Source organism: Xanthomonas populi (genome assembly GCF_002940065.1).
Taxonomy (GTDB): Bacteria; Pseudomonadota; Gammaproteobacteria; order Xanthomonadales; family Xanthomonadaceae; genus Xanthomonas; species Xanthomonas populi.
On sequence record NZ_MDEJ01000012.1, the window covers coordinates 34,181 to 49,637 of the forward strand.

Below are 15,457 nucleotides of genomic sequence, written 5' to 3' on the forward strand. Positions count from 1 at the left end.
ACACAAACGCGCCTTAAGCCGGGTGCTGATTTGGCCCGACTTGGAGCGCGACTGCCGGCCTCTGGACTGGGCCGGTAGACTGGCTGGATGTCTTCGACCGTCGCCACCCTGCGCGTCGCCTTGCCGGTGCCGCTGCCGCAATTGTTCGATTATCTGCCTCCGGCCGATGCCCCGCTGACCGATCCGGCGCGGGTCGGCTGCCGGGTACGGGTGCCGTTCGGGCCGCGCGAGTTGGTCGGAGTGGTGGTGGACATCGGGCAGTTGCCATCCGCCGAGGGTCTGCGCCCGGCGCTGGTATGGTGCGACGACGCCCCATTGCTGGTCGACGAGCTGGCCCGCTCGCTGCAGTGGCTGGCGCGCTATACCCACGCCTCGCTTGGCCAAGCCCAGGCCAGCGCCTTGCCCGGCCCGTTGCGCCGTGGCGAGCCGCTGGCCGACACCCACGCCTGGGCATGGCAGCTAACCGAGGCCGGGTGCACCGGCGCGGCCGGCCTGCGCACGGGTAGCCGCCCCGCCTTGCTCGCGGCTCTGCTGCTCACCGGTGCGGTGGGCGAAGAACAGCTGGACCCGTTGCTGCCGCAATGGCGCGAGGCCGCGCGCAGCCTGGCCAAACGCGACTATGCCGAGCGCGTGGCAGTGCCTGCCGATGCCATCCCGGCGCGCCCCCGCACCGGCCCGCAGCTCAACGACGAACAACGGGCCGCCACCGACGCCGTCCGCGCGCACACCGGCTTCGCCACCTATCTGCTGGATGGCGTCACCGGCAGCGGCAAGACCGAGGTCTACCTGCAGGCGATCGGCGCCTGCCTGGCCGCCGGCCGCCAGGCGCTGGTGCTGGTGCCAGAAATCGGCCTGACTCCGCAGACGCTGGGCCGCTTCCGCGCCCGCCTGGGCGTGCCCGTGCATGCGCTGCACTCGGGCCTGTCCGATGGCGAACGCGCACGGGTCTGGGCCGCCGCCTGGCGTGGCGAGGCCAAGCTGATCGTCGGCACCCGCTCGGCGATCTTCATTCCACTGCCCAAGGCCGGCCTGATCGTGGTCGATGAAGAACACGACGGCAGCTACAAGCAACAGGACGGCATCCGCTACCACGCGCGCGACTTCGCGCTGGTACGCGGCAAGGCGCTGGATGTGCCGGTGATTCTGGGCAGCGCCACGCCATCGCTGGAAAGCCTGCACAACGCCTATTCCCGCCGCTACCAGCATCTGCGCCTGTCGCGTCGGGCCGGCGAAGCGCGTCCGCCGCGCGTGCGCGTGCTTGATGTGCGCAAGCGACCTCTCAAGGACGGCCTGTCGCCGGAGGTGCTGGCCGGCATCGGCGCCACCCTGGCGCGCGGCGAGCAGGTGCTGGTGTTCAAGAACCGCCGCGGCTATGCGCCAGTGCTGCTATGCCACGACTGCGGCTGGACCGCCGCCTGCCAGCGCTGCAGCACGCCGCTGCACCAGACCCCGATGACCGTGCACGCCGGTGGCCGGCGCCTGCAATGTCATCACTGCGCTGCGCGCCAATCCGCACCGCTGGCCTGCCCGGCTTGCGCCAGCCTGGCGCTGCAGCCGCAAGGCATCGGCACCGAGCGGCTGGAAGAACGCCTGACCGAAGCGTTCCCGGATTTTCCGGTGGTGCGTATCGATCGCAGCACCACCCAGCGCCGCGATGCGCTGGAAACCCAACTGGCACGCCTGGGCACAGAAGCTGGCATCCTGGTCGGCACGCAGATCCTGGCCAAGGGCCACGACCTGCCACGGCTGACCATGGTGGTGGTGGTCGGCATCGACGAAGGCCTGTTTTCGGCCGACTTCCGCGCAGCCGAGAAACTCTCCCAGCAACTGATCCAGGTCGCAGGACGCGCCGGGCGTGCCGACCGCCCCGGCGAAGTCTGGCTACAGACCCACCACCCCGAACATCCCTTGCTGCAGACCCTGGTCAACGGTGGCTATCACGCCTTCGCCGATGCCGAACTGCAACAGCGCGAGGCGGCAGGATTCCCCCCCTTCGCGTATCTGGCGCTGTTACGCGCCGAGGCCAAGGATGTGGCGGCTGCCAATCAGTTTTTGATGGCAGTGCGCGGCTTGACAACCTCAGACACCACGGCGCAATCGCCCGCGTTTGCCGCCGTGGAATGCTACGGCCCGATGCCGGCACCGATGCCACGCCGCGCCGGTTTCCAACGCACGCAGCTGCTGTTGTCTGCGCAACAACGCTCGGCCTTGCACCGTTTGCTCGATGCGCAACTTCCCGCCATCTACGCATTGCCGCAGGCGCGGCGCGTGCGCTGGTCGCTGGATGTGGACCCGATCGATCTGTATTGAGGCCGGCGTATCGAAAGAGGCCTACGCCTTTGCGTCAGCGCTTGATGTCGTCGTCGCGCGTGGCATCTCCAATGAACCACGCTGGTCTGAGCTGACACTCGCAACGCAGGTCAGCGCCGTCATCACCCCGCGTTGGTATGCAGGCCGCGCGCACAAGCGCTGATACCAGGCTTGCAGATGCGGCAAGTCGGGCCGGTCGATCGGCATGTCGAACCACCCGTAGATAAAGCTGCCGAGTGGAATATTACCCATCGCAAACTGTTCGCCCGACGGATACGGCTGCTGCGCCAACGCCGCATTGGCGCGTGCAAGCAGCTCGCCCGAGCGCGTCAGCGCAGCGGCGATGCGTGCGTGATCGCGCTCGGCCTCGGCGGTGCGCGGCACGCCCCAGAACAGATCGCGAAATACGCCGGCACATGTGGATGTGGTCCAGTCCATCCAGCGATCGCCCAGCGCGCGTTCGGCCGGCGATTGCGGATACAAGGCCGGCGCATAGTGCGCGGCCAGATGACGCACGATTGCGTTGGATTGCCACAGCACCAGCGCGCCATCGTGCAACGTCGGCACCACCCCATTCGGATTCAACGCGCGATACGCAGGCGTGTCGTTACCGCCGAAGGCGCCGCCCACTTCGATCAAGGTATACGGCACTGCGGCTTCTTCGACGCACCACAGCACCTTGCGCACATTGCTGGAATTGCGGCGTCCCCACAGCGTGATCGGCCTCCATGCAATGGGCTGCGTCGCAGCGTACGCCATCGTCATTTCCCTGCTGCCGGCTTGGACGTCGCGCGCGCCGCAGGCTTGGCAGCAGAGGCTTGCGCTGATCCAGCCGCAGCGGGCTGCGCAGCCTTCGCACGCCCGCGCTTGGGCGCATCGCGGACCCACAACGCCTGCTCGTCCTGCTTGATCTCGAACAAGCCGATCGCGCGTACCAGATCGCTGAGCTTGCGGTAGCCATAGTTGCGCGGATCGAACGAGGCCTGATTGGCCACCTGCTTGCCCACCGCACTCAAAAGCGTCCAGCCATCGTCTTCGCAGGCACTGTCGATCGCATTGCGCAGCAGTTGCACCAGACGCGTATCGCTACGCAGCGCCGTGGCATCCTTGCGCCCGGCAGCGGTGTCGCTGGCTGCCGTAGCCTGTTCGCCCAGCGCTTCGACATAGGTGAACTTGGAGCAGGCATTGACGAACGGCGCCGGGGTTTTCTTCTCGCCGAAGCCGTAGACCTTCATGCCATCGGTGAGCAGACGCATCACCAGCGGGGTGAAATCCGCATCGCTGGACACGATCGCAAACCCGTCCAGATTGCGCGCGTACAACAGATCCATCGCGTCGATCACCATCGCTATGTCCGAGGCGTTTTTGCCCGAACTATAGGCGAATTGCTGGATCGGCCGGATCGCATAGTCGTGCAACGCCCCCTCCCAACCTTTCAGGTGCGGGCTCTTCCAGTTGCCGTAGGCCCGGCGCACATTGGCCACGCCGTAGCGCGCCACTTCGGCCAGTACCACGTCGATCTTGCCGGCTGGCGCGTTGTCGGCATCGATCAGCAAGGCGATGCGTTTGTCTGGGTTATCGATCATGCTCATTGCTCCCAAGAATCGGCAGAGTCGGTTTCGGTATTTTCAGCATCTGCGGCCGGCAACGCGTACTGGCTGCCATCGCGCATGGTGAGCGTGCCGTTGGTCAGCGTCTCGCTCTCGGCCCCGGCACTGACCCCAGTGGCATGCACCCGTCCCACGCCGCGATCGCCTTCCAGCATGCCAAACAGCGTCAGACACGCCAGCACGCCGATCAGGCCAATGGCGACACGCTGAGCGGCTGTTTGACGGCAGGCGATGACGTAGCCGATGGCGTTGCAGCAGACAACGCGGACGCATGCAGTAACCGGGTCGATACGAGGCGACATGATGCCGCAGGTGGGCCGAATTCAGGCGTCATGTTCAGTGCAAATGCGGCATGCTGATGAGCCCGCGTCGCATTCAATCGGACCTTACGATGATTTCTTCCCCCTCCCAAGCTCCGCTGCATCTGGTCGTGGTTGGTGGCGGTTTTGCCGGCTTGTGGGCGACCCGCGCGCTCGACCATCCCGGCATCCGCATCACCCTGATCGACCGCCAGAACCATCACCTGTTCCAGCCGCTGCTGTATCAGGTCGCCACTGCCGGCCTGTCGGCACCGGATATCGCCGCGCCGCTGCGGCACATCCTGCGCGAACAACGCAATGTAGACGTGCTGCTCGGCGACGTCGCCGACATCGCGCCGACCCGCCGCGAAGTGGTACTCGCCGATGGCAATACGCTCGGCTACGACATGCTGCTGCTGGCCACAGGCGCCACCCATGCCTACTTCGGTAACGATCACTGGGCAGAGCATGCGCCAGGCCTGAAAACGCTCTACGACGCGCTGGTGTTGCGGCGCAAATTGCTGCTGGCATTCGAGCGCGCCGAAGCCGAATCCGACCCGGCGGCACGCGCGGCCTGGCTGAGTTTTGCAGTGGTCGGCGGCGGCCCGACCGGGGTAGAACTGGCCGGTACGCTGGCCGAGATCGCCCGCCACACACTCAAGGACGAGTTCCGCCATATCGATCCGCAGCAGGCGCGCGTGCGTCTGGTCGAAGCTGGCCCGCGCGTGCTGCCCTCGTTCCCGGAAGATCTCACCAACAAGGCGCGCAAGCAGCTGGAGCGACTGGGCGTAGAGGTTCACACCGGTACTCCGGTCACGCATATCGACGCGCTTGGCTATCAGCTAGGCGACACCTTCGTGCCGGCGCGCACCGTGGTGTGGGCCGCCGGCGTGGCCGCCTCGCCGCTGGCGCGCACCTTGGGCGTGCCGCTGGATCGCGCCGGGCGCGTGCTGGTGGAGCCGGACCTGAGCGTGCCCGGCCACCCGGAGATTTTCGTCGGCGGTGATCTGGCCTCGGTGCAGCAGAATGGCCGCGCGGTGCCTGGCGTGGCGCCGGCAGCCAAGCAGATGGGCAAGCACATCGCCAAGGCGATCCGCGCCCGCCAGCGCGGGCGCGCCGCGCCGGCCTTCCGTTATCAGGACTTCGGCCGCATGGCCGCCATCGTGCATGTGGGCAAGCTCAAGCTCTCCGGCATCGTCGCCTGGTGGTTCTGGCTGGCCGCGCACGTGTACTTCCTGATCGGCTTCCGCAACCGGTTCGTGGTGCTGGTGAACTGGGCGATGGCGTACTGGAGCTACCAGCGCGCCGCACGCATCATCTTCGGCGGCACCGAGCCACCACCGCCGACAGCTAAAGACGGCTGACAGCGCAACGGGCGGTGCGCGATGCCGTGCTGCCTGTTGCGACTGCGGTGCCGTGACCACTGTGCTGTTCCTGCTGGATCTGCTCGGCACCTTCGTGTTCGCTCTCAGCGGCGCGACCGTGGCGGTGCGCAATCGCCTGGATCTGTTCGGCGTGCTGGTGCTGTCGTGCGCGGCGTCAGTGTCCGGCGGCATCGTGCGCGATGTGTTGATCGGCGCCACACCGCCCGCCGCGTTGGTGCAGCCGTAGTATCTGCTCGTCGCCTCCCTGGCCGGGGTGGCGGGTTCCCGTTGGCATGCCGCGGTGGAACGGCTACGCAACCGGTGCAACTATTCGACGCGGCAGGGCTGGCGCTGTTTGCTGTCTACGGCACAGGCAAGGCGCTGGAGTATCAGCTCAGTCCGCTCAGTGCGACCTTGCTCGGCATGCTAGCGGCATCGGCCGCGGTAGCGCGCGCGATCTGTTGGTGGCGCGCACGCCGGTGGTCTTGCAAGCCGAGCTGTATGCAGTCGCCGCACTCGCTGGCGGTGGCCTGGCGCGATCGGGCATGTGCTCGACATGCCGCAAGCCTGGTCGCTGGCGACGAGTGCAGGCGTGTATTTCGGGCTGCGCTCCATGGCGATCCGTTATGGCTGGCAGCTGCCGGTGGCGCGCTTGCCGGAATAGCCATGCGGCTGAGGTGCGTGGTCGATTGAGTGGCGCATGCGATCGCTGTTGCGACGTGTGATCGCTGGCAATGCGCTTTGTCGGCAAGGCACGTCATTGCGATGCAATGCGCTCTGCCGCTCGTGGCGAAAACGCACACGCCCCATCGCGGAACGAGGTCGGCGAAAGAATCACGCGTCTTTGGACGCTGCGCATCACTAGCGTTATCAACGCAAACGGCCCGGATAACCGTGCCGTTTGTGCAACACCTACCGCGTGCTCGCAAGGATCAGGCCAGGAACAGTGCCTTCATCTTCTTCAGCGCGTTCGCCTCGATCTGGCGGATACGCTCGGCCGACACGCCGTACTCGTCGGCCAGCTCCTGCAAGGTCACCTTGGAATCGGAATCCAGCCAACGACGCTTGACGATGTCGCGTGAGCGCGTGTCCAGACCCGACAAGCCTTCGCGCAAAAGCTGCGTCTGGTTGTCTTCGCTATCGTGACGCTCGTAGGCCTGCGACGGATCTTCTTCGTTGGCCACCAGGTAGCTGACCGGCGACGGCGGGCCGTGATCGTCGTCGTTGTCGGACGAGGCATCGAAGCCGATATCGCGACCGGACAGACGCGACTCCATCTCCATCACTTCGCGCTCGGAGACGTTCAGATCCTTGGCGACCGCAGTCACTTCGGAGGCATTGAGCCAGCCCAGACGGGTCTTGGACTTGCGCAGGTTGAAGAACAGCTTGCGCTGCGCCTTGGTCGTTGCGACCTTGACGATGCGCCAGTTCTTCAGGATGAACTCGTGCATTTCGGCACGGATCCAGTGCACCGCGAAGCTGACCAAGCGCACGCCCATTTCCGGGTCGAAGCGCTTGACCGCCTTCATCAGGCCGATGTTGCCTTCCTGGATCAAATCGCCCAGCGGAAGGCCATAGCCGTTATAGCCGCGCGCCACGTGAACCACGAAGCGCAGGTGGGAATGGACCAGTTCGCGCGCGGCGTCCAAATCCAACGCGTCGCGGAAGCGACGGGCAAGATTCTGTTCCTCATCGACCGACAGCACCGGGATCTGGTGCACGGCACCGATGTAGGCGTCCAGCGAACCGAGCGCACTGGGAATCGGGAGATTGTTTGCCGCGAGGGAAGTCGAGGTAGTCTGGTTCATAGGCACCGATCTTAGCAGTCGAGCTATTGGACTGCTGGGTACAGAGAGAAAGTTCCCAACGTTCCATTTATAGGACGTTCGGGTTTTTGAAGCCACCGGCGTTCCAGTTACCCACTCCCCGAATCGATGAGTAACTTATCACCGCCGCTCTACGCAGACCGTGACAAAACCAATGGGAAATGACGTGCCGCTCGACCCGCTCAGCCGCTGGCGGGCGAGGTGTCGAGTGCGTTACGTGGCGGTAGCGACCAGTCGATCGGGCTGATCCCGCGCCGCTGCAGATGTTCGTTGGTCTTGGAGAAGTGCTGGCAGCCCAGAAAGCCGCGGTGCACCGACAACGGCGAGGGATGCGGGGCCTTGAACACGCGATGGCGCGCCTGCTCGATGACCTTGCCCTTGGACTGCGCGTAACTGCCCCAGAGCAGGAACACCAGGCCTTCGCGCTCGCGGTTGAGCGTTTCCACGACATGGTCGGTGAACCCCTCCCAGCCCTTGTTCTGGTGCGTACCGGCACGCCCCTGCTCCACCGTCAGCACCGCGTTGAGCAGCAGCACGCCCTGGCGCGCCCACGGCATCAGATAGCCGTGATCCGGCCGCGCAATGCCCAGGTCGTCCTGAATCTCTTTGTAGATATTGAGCAGCGACGGCGGCACCGACACGCCGGGCAGCACTGAAAAGCACAGCCCATGCGCCTGGCCTTCGCCGTGATACGGGTCCTGGCCCAGAATCACCACCTTGACCTGCTCGAACGGGGTGGCGTCGAAAGCGGCAAAGATCTGCGGGCCCAGCGGAAACACCCGCGCCCCGGCCGCCTTGCGCTGACGCAGGAAGGCGGACAACTCCTGCATCTCCGGGCGCAGCAACCAATCGCCCACGCGCGCCTTCCACGACGGTTGCAGCTGGATACGTGCTTCCACTTCGGTCACGTCGATCACTTCGGTCATAGCGTGACAGCCTGATCCTCGAGGCGTGCCAAGCGCAGCTGGAACAACACCTTGGTCACCAACAAGCGCTCCTCGATCGGTTTTTGCACCAGATCATTGGCGCCGGCGCGCAGCAGTTCGGACTGATTGCGCGGATTGGTGTCGCCGGTCATCACCAGCACCGGCAGGCGGCGCTTGCCATAGGCGAAATCGATGCGGATGCGCTCGACCACATCGCGGCCGTTGAGTTCGCCTTTCAAGGTCACGTCGGTCAGCACCACGTCGATGCGGCGCTCGGTGCGGCCAAGCGATTCGGCGGTGAGCAGCGCGAAAGCGTCTTCGGCGGTGAGTACGTGGATGACTTTGAGGCTTTGCCTCTCGAGCATGCGCTTGGTCGCCTCGGCCACCACGCGGCTGTCTTCGATGTACAGCATGGTCGCGCCGATGATCGGCTCGGGCTGCACGTAGCCGCGGATGAAGGTCGCCAGGGCTTCGTGGCCCAACGCCTTGTCGAAATAATCGGTGACGTATTCGGTGAAGCGACGTTCCACCAGATGCTGCTGCGCATCGCCGGACACCACGATCACCGGCACGTAGGCCTGGCCGGCCGCTTCGCGCACGCTGCGCGCCAGCGTCAGGCCATCGCCGTCTGGCAGCGACAGTGAAGTGGTCACCAGATCCACCGTCCCGGCTTGCAGTGCCTGACGCGCTTCGGCGATGCTGGAGCAGCCGATCACCTGCACATTCGGCAGATCGCGCGTCAACATATCGGCAATCAGCTTGCGCACCAGCTTCGAGCCATCGACCACCATCACGCGCGGCGCTTCGCTGATCAGGTGTTTGAGATCTGGAGTGTGCATTGCAGGCCTCAGGTCTCGGTGGGACGGGTCTGGCGAAGGAAATGGCCGGTCACCAGCCAGGCTCCCAGCCAACCCAGGACCAGGGTGCCGACCAGCACCATTGCAGAATGCAGCGGATCCAGCGCGTGCAGGGTAAAAGAACTGCCATAACTGTCGGCCAATGTCGCCCAAGGTGCCTGCAAGGCCAGACCGGAGGCGGCGATTAGAGCGAGCGCAACTGCGCCGGCCCCTAGCCCGTACCACGCGCCCAGATACAGAAACGGGCGCCGAATAAACCCATCGCTGGCGCCCAGCAACTGCAGTACGCCGATTTCTTCGCGCCGCGATTGGATATCCAGACGCACGGTGTTGCCCACCACAAGCACCGCGCCGATGCCGAGCAGCGCCGACAGCACCTGCACCAGCCGCTCGCCGAAACGCAGCCAGCCATCCAGGCGTTTGCGCCACAGTGCGTCGTGCTGCACCTGATCGGTCTGCGGCAGTGCCTGCAGCGCGCCGGCCAGTTGCGCATCGTCGGCGGCATCTGTGGGAGTAACGATCAGCAGCGTCGGCAGCGGGTTGTCGCCGAGTGCATCGATCGCCTCATTGAGCTTGGCGCTCTCGCGCAGTTCGGTCAGTCCTTGTGCAGGCGTGCGCAGCGTGACCTGGGCAACATCGGGACGTGCGCGCAGTTCGCCGACCAGTGCCTGCGCGGCATCGGCGCCGATATCGACCTTCAGAAATAGATTGATCTCGCGCGATTGCTGCACGCTGCCGGCCAGCAGCTTGACGTTGTCCAGCGCGATCGACAGCCCCAGAGGCAAGGCCAGCGCCAGCGCCATCACCACGATGGTCAGCAAGGTCGCCCACGGCTTGCGCATCGCCCGGCCCAGGCTGAAGGCGATGCTGTGCAGATGGTGGTCGATCCAGACGCCGAACCGTGAGGGTGCGGCAGCTTCGGTATTGGCGGGTTTGCTCATTCGGCCAGATCCTGCGGCGAGATATCGTCGACCAGCCGGCCGTGATCCAAGATCAGCACGCGCTTGCGCATCTGCTTGAGCAACGCCAGGTCGTGGCTGACCACCAGCACGCTGGTGCCGCGCGCCGGCAGTTCGGCGAACAACTGCATGATTTCGGCGGCCAGCGCCGGGTCGAGATTGCCGGTGGGCTCATCGGCCACCAGCAGGCGCGGTTCGCCGACGATGGCACGAGCAATACCCACGCGCTGCTGCTCGCCAGCCGACAACTGCGACGGCAAGGCTTTCTCGCGATGGGCCAGACCAATCCGCTCCAATGCCGAACGCACGCGCTTGCCGATTTCGGCGCGGCGTGTGCCACGCAGGATCAATGGCAATGCCACGTTCTCGGCGATGCTGCGGTCGGTCAGCAGGCGATGGTCCTGATAGACCGCACCCACCTGGCGACGATGCAACGGAATGTGCCGGCCACGCACCTTGAGCAGGTTGCGTTCGCCCAGCAGCACCGCGCCCTGGCTGGGGCGCTCGCTGAGGTGGATCAATTTGAGCAAGGTACTTTTGCCGGCGCCGGAGTGGCCGGTCACGAACAGCATCTCGCCATCGGCCACTTCGAAGCTGACATCGGTCAGCGCCTGGTGGCCACCGGCGTAGTGCTTGCTGACGTTGTCGAAACGCAGAACGGTCATCCGGCGATTATGCCGGAGCGCCAGCGCTTGCGTCGCATCGCCGAAGGCCGGCGATGCGATTGCAGCGGCAAAGATCAGTTGCCGGCGACCAGCGAACGCAACCTGCGGCCGATACGGCTCAACAGTGACTGGCTGCCCGACGGCTTGGTCACACTGCGCACCGGCTTTGCGACCACCTGGGTCGGCTTGCGCGGTGCAGCCGGCGCGGCCACCGGTGCAGATGCCACAGGCTCGGCACCTTCGACCGGACGGCCGTTGCGACGACGGCGACGCTTGCGCGGTGCCCGCTCTGAATCGGCCACGCTGGTAGATGGCGCTTCGGCCGTCGCTGCGGCGACCACTGGCGTTTCCGACGCTGTGGCGACGGTTGCCGTCTTGGCGGCGACGTCGCCTTCGACGCGCGGCTTGCGGCGCGGACGCGGCTTGGCATCGGCACTGCCGCCGTCACGACGGCCGCCACCACTGCTGCTGCGCGAAGCGCCATCCGGGCCACTGCGGCCACCGCCGCGACGCTGTTCTTCGGCGGCACGCTGTTCACGTGCTTCACGGAAGATCGTGCCCACGCTCTCGCCGTCGTTTTCGTCGACCTCTTCTCCTTCCACCGGCACGCGTGTGTTACGCGGCAACGGGATCAGCAGTTCGGAGGTCACCGGCTCGACCGGGATCTTCTGCGCGATGTAGGCCTCGATGTCCGGCAGGCTCATCGCATAGCGCTCGCAGGCGAAGCTGATCGCATCGCCTTCTTCGCCCAAACGCGCAGTACGGCCGATGCGGTGCACGTAGTCTTCCGCATCAAACGGCAAGTCGTAGTTATAGACATACTTGACGCCGTCGATATGCAGGCCGCGCGCGGCCACATCGGTGGCGACCAGGATTTCGAGCTGGCCCTTCTGGAAGCGATTGAGCAGCGACTCGCGCTTCTTCTGCGGCACATCGCCCGACAGCACGCCGACCCGGTAGCCATGCCGCTCCAGGGTGCGCGCAACGCGCTCGACGAACGCCTTGGTGTTGACAAACACCATGGTGCGCGCACCTTCGCTACGCGACAGCAGCCCCAACAGCAGCATCTGCTTCTCTTCGTCGGACGGGAAATAAATGCGCTGACGCACCCGCGCGGCAGTGATGGTCTCGGTCTCGACCACGAGCTTTTCCGGCTCGTTCATATACTCGTAGGCGAGCTCGAGCACGCGGTGACTGAGCGTGGCAGAGAACAGCAGCGTCTGGCGGGTGCCGCGCTCGGGCATGCGCCGCAGCAGGAAGCGGATGTCCTTGATGAAGCCCAGATCGAACATGCGGTCGGCTTCGTCCAGCACGCAGATCTCGCAGGCGTGCAGCGAGACCGCCTTGTGCTGCTTGACGTAGTCGATCAGACGGCCCGGGGTGGCGATGATCACGTCCACGCCCTGCTGCAGCAGCTCGCGTTGCTTGTCGTAGTCCACCCCGCCGTAGACCAGCGCAAAGCGCAGGCCCAGATCGGCGCCGAACTTGACCGCATCCTTGTGGATCTGGATCGCCAGTTCGCGGGTCGGGGCCAGGATCAGTGCGCGTGGATCTTCCGGCTTGCGGTCGGCCAGCGCTGGGCGGTTCAGCAGGCGGTTCACCACCGTCACCAGAAACGCCAGCGTTTTGCCGGTGCCGGTCTGGGCCTGGCCGGCGACATCGCCGCCTGGCAGCGCCACCGGCAGGGTCAGCGCCTGGATCGGGGTGCAGCGGGTGAAACCGGCGCTCTCCAGCCCGGCGATCAGCGCCGGATGCAGGTCGAACGTGGGAAAAGTCAAATCGGTCAGCGGTTTGTCGCTCATTATTCCGTCCTTCGTAAGGCGCCCTGGGCAGCCCGGGCGCGGCTTGCTTCGATGCCGACAGCATCGCAAACTGCGGCTGTTGTGGCGGACAGCGCGGCTTCAGGACTGACACTTGATTCAGTCGCGCAATGCCCCAGTTTAACGCAATGTAGCGGCCTGCCCGTTCGGGTGGGCCGTTTTGGTTCCCAGGAGACCCAACGTGAGCGACAAGGTTCAACATATCGGCGATGCCGACTTCGATACAGCTGTACTGCAATCCGGCGAACCAGTCCTGGTGGATTTCTGGGCCGAATGGTGTTGCCCGTGCAAGATGATCGCCCCGGTGCTGGACGATCTTGCCGATACATACCAGGGCAGACTCAAGGTTGCCAAGGTCAATGTGGACCAGAACCGCGCCCTGGCCATCAAGTACCACGTGCGTTCGATCCCGATGCTGCTGCTATTCAAGGACGGGCGGGTGCAGGCAACCCAGATCGGGGCGGTTGGCAAGGGCCAGCTGACCCAGATGATCGACAAGACCCTGGGCGGCGCGACCGCCTGAGCGAGCGGGCGTCCCAGCGATGGGCGCCCCTAATGTTTCGCCAGCAGTTAAATCCTACTCTGGCCACACGCTTGCGCGGTTGCGCGGTTGCGCGCAGCGGTGATAGTGTCAGGTAATCCGGGGCACGTTCGTACCCCGCCGTACCCCTCTAGACCGTAGCTTTCTAGAAACGTCTTCCTATACCGTAGCTTTCTAGAAACGTCTTCTAGACTCCCATCACCATAGTTCGCCCCNTTGTCCGATCATCCTTCTTCCGATACCGGGAGCGTCAACGCTCCCGTCGAGAAACGCGTGCGCAAGCCACGTGTGAGCAAGACCGCCGTCGCCAATGACGAAGGTGGTGCGCAGCAGCCCAACCTGCCCTTGCCCGCCAGCCCAGCACCGGATGTTCCGCGTGCTCCGCAGGCACCGTCGCACGCTGCCGATTCGGCACCGGCGCAGACGTCCAGCGATGGCGCATATGCCGCTAATGCCCCCAGCGCCAGTCAGGGCAACCAAGGCAACCAGGGCAGCGACACCCATGGCGAGTCCCGCGAGGGTGGCCAGTCGCAGCAGCAGCGCTTCGACCAGGCGCAAAATCAGCAGAACCAGAATCAGGCGCAAAGCCGGGGTCAAGGCCAGAACCAGGGTCAGGCCCAGGTGCAAGGTCAGCCGCAAAATCAAAATCAAAATCAAGGTCAAGGTCAAGGTCAGGACCAAGGTCAGAACGTGGGCCAGCATCAGCAGGGCCAAGGTCAAGGGCAGAACCAGCAGGGCAATCGCCGTGACCGGTTCCGCAACCGCCGTGACCGTGGGCCGCGCGATCGGTTCGGTAACGAAACCGGTGGCAGTATGCCGTCGTCCGATGGCAGCAACGAGCCGTTCATCGCGCGTCCGCATCCGGCCGTGCCGGACGGCTTCCCGGTGTATTCGCTGAGCGATCTCAAGCGGATGCCGGCGCAGAAGCTGCTGGATATCGCCGATCAGCTCAATATCCAGGAAGGCGTGGCGCGTGCGCGCAAGCAGGACGTGATCTTCGCCTTGCTCAAGGTGCTGACCCGCCACGGCGAAGGCGTTGCCGCCGACGGCGTATTGGAAATACTGCCCGACGGCTTCGGCTTCCTGCGTGCCGCAGAAGCCAGCTACCTGGCCGGCCCGGACGATACCTATATCTCGCCCAGCCAGATCCGTCGCTTCAATCTGCGTACCGGCGATCATCTGTCGGGCCGCATCCGCTTTCCGAAGGACGGCGAACGCTATTTCGCGCTGTCGATCGTCGACACCATCAATGGCGAGCCGCTGGAAGCGAGCAAGAACAAGGTGCTGTTCGAGAACCTGACCCCGCTGTTCCCGCGCCGGCGTTTCCGTCTGGAGCGTGGCGATGGGTCCACCGAGGACATCACCGGCCGCATCCTTGATCTGATGGCGCCGCAGGGTAAGGGTCAGCGTGCGCTGATCGTCTCCCCGCCCAAGGCCGGTAAAACGATGATGATGCAGCAGGTGGCCACGGCCATCACCAGCAATCATCCCGAAGTGCACATGATCGTGTTGCTGATCGACGAGCGCCCGGAAGAAGTGACAGAAATGCAGCGCACCGTGCGCGGCGAGGTCATTTCGTCCACGTTCGACGAGCCGGCTGCGCGTCACGTGCAGGTCGCCGAGATGGTGATCGAGCGGGCCAAGCGTCTGGTCGAGCACAAGAAGGACGTGGTGATTCTGCTCGACTCGATCACCCGTCTGGCGCGCGCCTACAACAACGTGGTGCCCAGCTCCGGCAAGGTGCTCACCGGTGGTGTGGACGCCAACGCGCTGCACCGTCCGAAGCGCTTCTTCGGTGCGGCCCGTAATGTCGAAGAAGGCGGCTCGCTGACCATTATTGCGACGGCGCTGGTCGAGACAGGCAGTAAGATGGACGAGGTGATCTACGAAGAGTTCAAGGGCACCGGCAACAGCGAAGTGCATTTGAACCGTCGCATCACCGAAAAGCGCGTCTACCCAGCGATTGACATCAACCGTTCGGGTACGCGTCGCGAAGACCTGTTGATTGAGCCGGAGCTGCTGCAGAAGATCTGGATTCTGCGCAAGCTGCTGCACCCGATGGACGAAATCGCGGCGATGGAATTCCTGCTGGACAAGATGAAAACCACCAAGTCCAACGACGAGTTCTTCAGTTCGATGAAGCGCTGATTTCGAAAGGTATTCTCGATACAGAAAAGCCCCGCATCGCTGCGTAATGCTTTTCACTTAAGGGCACCTCGAACAACCAAGTCGTAGCCGTGGTGACACGCACTGGATGATGACCATACCTTCAAAAAATCA

At 64.7% G+C, this 15,457-nt stretch carries 12 protein-coding genes and 2 pseudogenes; 5 read left to right on the forward strand and 9 right to left on the reverse strand.

Annotated features, from left to right (window positions below; translation table 11 throughout):
* The first annotated feature begins 87 nt into the window (after positions 1-87).
* Positions 88-2,310 carry a primosomal protein N' gene (locus tag XpopCFBP1817_RS03435; protein ID WP_128416000.1) on the forward strand — a complete coding sequence of 741 codons (2,223 nt, stop codon included), beginning with the start codon at positions 88-90 and terminating at the stop codon, positions 2,308-2,310.
* Positions 2,311-2,418: 108 nt separating this feature from the next.
* Here XpopCFBP1817_RS03435 and XpopCFBP1817_RS03440 read toward each other — a convergent pair.
* The 3 genes and pseudogenes from XpopCFBP1817_RS03440 to XpopCFBP1817_RS03450 form a co-directional block, all read right to left on the reverse strand.
* Positions 2,419-3,075, reverse strand: a pseudogene (locus XpopCFBP1817_RS03440) (glutathione S-transferase family protein); the annotation flags it as partial.
* Positions 3,072-3,902, reverse strand: coding sequence for an NYN domain-containing protein (locus tag XpopCFBP1817_RS03445; protein WP_128416001.1), 831 nt, complete (start codon positions 3,900-3,902; stop codon positions 3,072-3,074). The pseudogene XpopCFBP1817_RS03440 and the gene XpopCFBP1817_RS03445, both read right to left, overlap by 4 nt.
* Positions 3,899-4,222 (reverse strand): hypothetical protein, encoded by a 324-nt coding sequence (locus XpopCFBP1817_RS03450; protein ID WP_425479052.1) that lies wholly within the window; start codon positions 4,220-4,222, stop codon positions 3,899-3,901. The genes XpopCFBP1817_RS03445 and XpopCFBP1817_RS03450 overlap by 4 nt, the downstream gene beginning before the upstream one ends.
* Before the next feature lie 89 nt (positions 4,223-4,311).
* On the opposite strand from XpopCFBP1817_RS03450, the gene XpopCFBP1817_RS03455 reads away from it, so the two are divergent.
* Complete coding sequence (locus XpopCFBP1817_RS03455) at positions 4,312-5,583, forward strand: NAD(P)/FAD-dependent oxidoreductase (RefSeq protein WP_128416002.1); 1,272 nt, start codon at positions 4,312-4,314, stop codon at positions 5,581-5,583.
* Between the two features lie 52 nt (positions 5,584-5,635).
* Positions 5,636-6,247: pseudogene (locus tag XpopCFBP1817_RS03460) on the forward strand (trimeric intracellular cation channel family protein).
* A 268-nt stretch (positions 6,248-6,515) separates the two neighbouring features.
* Here XpopCFBP1817_RS03460 and rpoH read toward each other — a convergent pair.
* From rpoH to rhlB, 6 genes are all read right to left on the reverse strand, one after another.
* On the reverse strand, positions 6,516-7,391 hold the full coding sequence (rpoH, locus tag XpopCFBP1817_RS03465) for an RNA polymerase sigma factor RpoH (protein WP_128416003.1): 876 nt from the start codon (positions 7,389-7,391) through the stop codon (positions 6,516-6,518).
* A gap of 200 nt (positions 7,392-7,591) precedes the next feature.
* Complete coding sequence (ung, locus tag XpopCFBP1817_RS03470; protein ID WP_128416010.1) at positions 7,592-8,317, reverse strand: uracil-DNA glycosylase; 726 nt, start codon at positions 8,315-8,317, stop codon at positions 7,592-7,594.
* Positions 8,318-8,331: 14 nt separating this feature from the next.
* Positions 8,332-9,174, reverse strand: a complete 843-nt coding sequence (locus XpopCFBP1817_RS03475) for a response regulator (protein ID WP_167393815.1) — start codon at positions 9,172-9,174, stop codon at positions 8,332-8,334.
* An 8-nt stretch (positions 9,175-9,182) separates the two neighbouring features.
* Positions 9,183-10,133, reverse strand: a complete 951-nt coding sequence (ftsX, locus tag XpopCFBP1817_RS03480) for a permease-like cell division protein FtsX (RefSeq protein ID WP_128416004.1) — start codon at positions 10,131-10,133, stop codon at positions 9,183-9,185.
* Entirely contained in the window at positions 10,130-10,816 is a 687-nt protein-coding gene (gene ftsE / locus XpopCFBP1817_RS03485; protein WP_023905405.1) for a cell division ATP-binding protein FtsE, read from the reverse strand. Before ftsE ends, ftsX begins: the two co-directional genes overlap by 4 nt.
* A gap of 74 nt (positions 10,817-10,890) precedes the next feature.
* The gene (gene rhlB / locus XpopCFBP1817_RS03490; RefSeq protein ID WP_128416005.1) at positions 10,891-12,618 is read right to left on the reverse strand and encodes an ATP-dependent RNA helicase RhlB; all 1,728 of its coding nucleotides are present in this window, start codon (positions 12,616-12,618) and stop codon (positions 10,891-10,893) included.
* 199 nt (positions 12,619-12,817) lie between these two features.
* On the opposite strand from rhlB, the gene trxA reads away from it, so the two are divergent.
* Positions 12,818-13,159 carry a thioredoxin TrxA gene (gene trxA, locus XpopCFBP1817_RS03495; RefSeq protein WP_128416006.1) on the forward strand — a complete coding sequence of 114 codons (342 nt, stop codon included), beginning with the start codon at positions 12,818-12,820 and terminating at the stop codon, positions 13,157-13,159.
* Positions 13,160-13,393: 234 nt separating this feature from the next.
* On the forward strand, positions 13,394-15,325 hold the full coding sequence (gene rho / locus XpopCFBP1817_RS03500; protein WP_128416007.1) for a transcription termination factor Rho: 1,932 nt from the start codon (positions 13,394-13,396) through the stop codon (positions 15,323-15,325).
* Positions 15,326-15,457 lie beyond the last annotated feature (132 nt).

Coding starts and splice junctions, on each gene's coding strand:
- rpoH (WP_128416003.1), bottom strand. CDS start 7,391: ATGAACCAGACTACCTCGACTTCCCTCGCGGCAAACAATCTCCCGATT.
- XpopCFBP1817_RS03475 (WP_167393815.1), bottom strand. CDS start 9,174: ATGCACACTCCAGATCTCAAACACCTGATCAGCGAAGCGCCGCGCGTG.
- rhlB (WP_128416005.1), bottom strand. CDS start 12,618: ATGAGCGACAAACCGCTGACCGATTTGACTTTTCCCACGTTCGACCTG.
- ftsE (WP_023905405.1), bottom strand. CDS start 10,816: ATGACCGTTCTGCGTTTCGACAACGTCAGCAAGCACTACGCCGGTGGC.
- XpopCFBP1817_RS03455 (WP_128416002.1), top strand. CDS start 4,312: ATGATTTCTTCCCCCTCCCAAGCTCCGCTGCATCTGGTCGTGGTTGGT.
- XpopCFBP1817_RS03435 (WP_128416000.1), top strand. CDS start 88: ATGTCTTCGACCGTCGCCACCCTGCGCGTCGCCTTGCCGGTGCCGCTG.
- XpopCFBP1817_RS03450 (WP_425479052.1), bottom strand. CDS start 4,222: ATGTCGCCTCGTATCGACCCGGTTACTGCATGCGTCCGCGTTGTCTGC.
- ftsX (WP_128416004.1), bottom strand. CDS start 10,133: ATGAGCAAACCCGCCAATACCGAAGCTGCCGCACCCTCACGGTTCGGC.
- XpopCFBP1817_RS03445 (WP_128416001.1), bottom strand. CDS start 3,902: ATGAGCATGATCGATAACCCAGACAAACGCATCGCCTTGCTGATCGAT.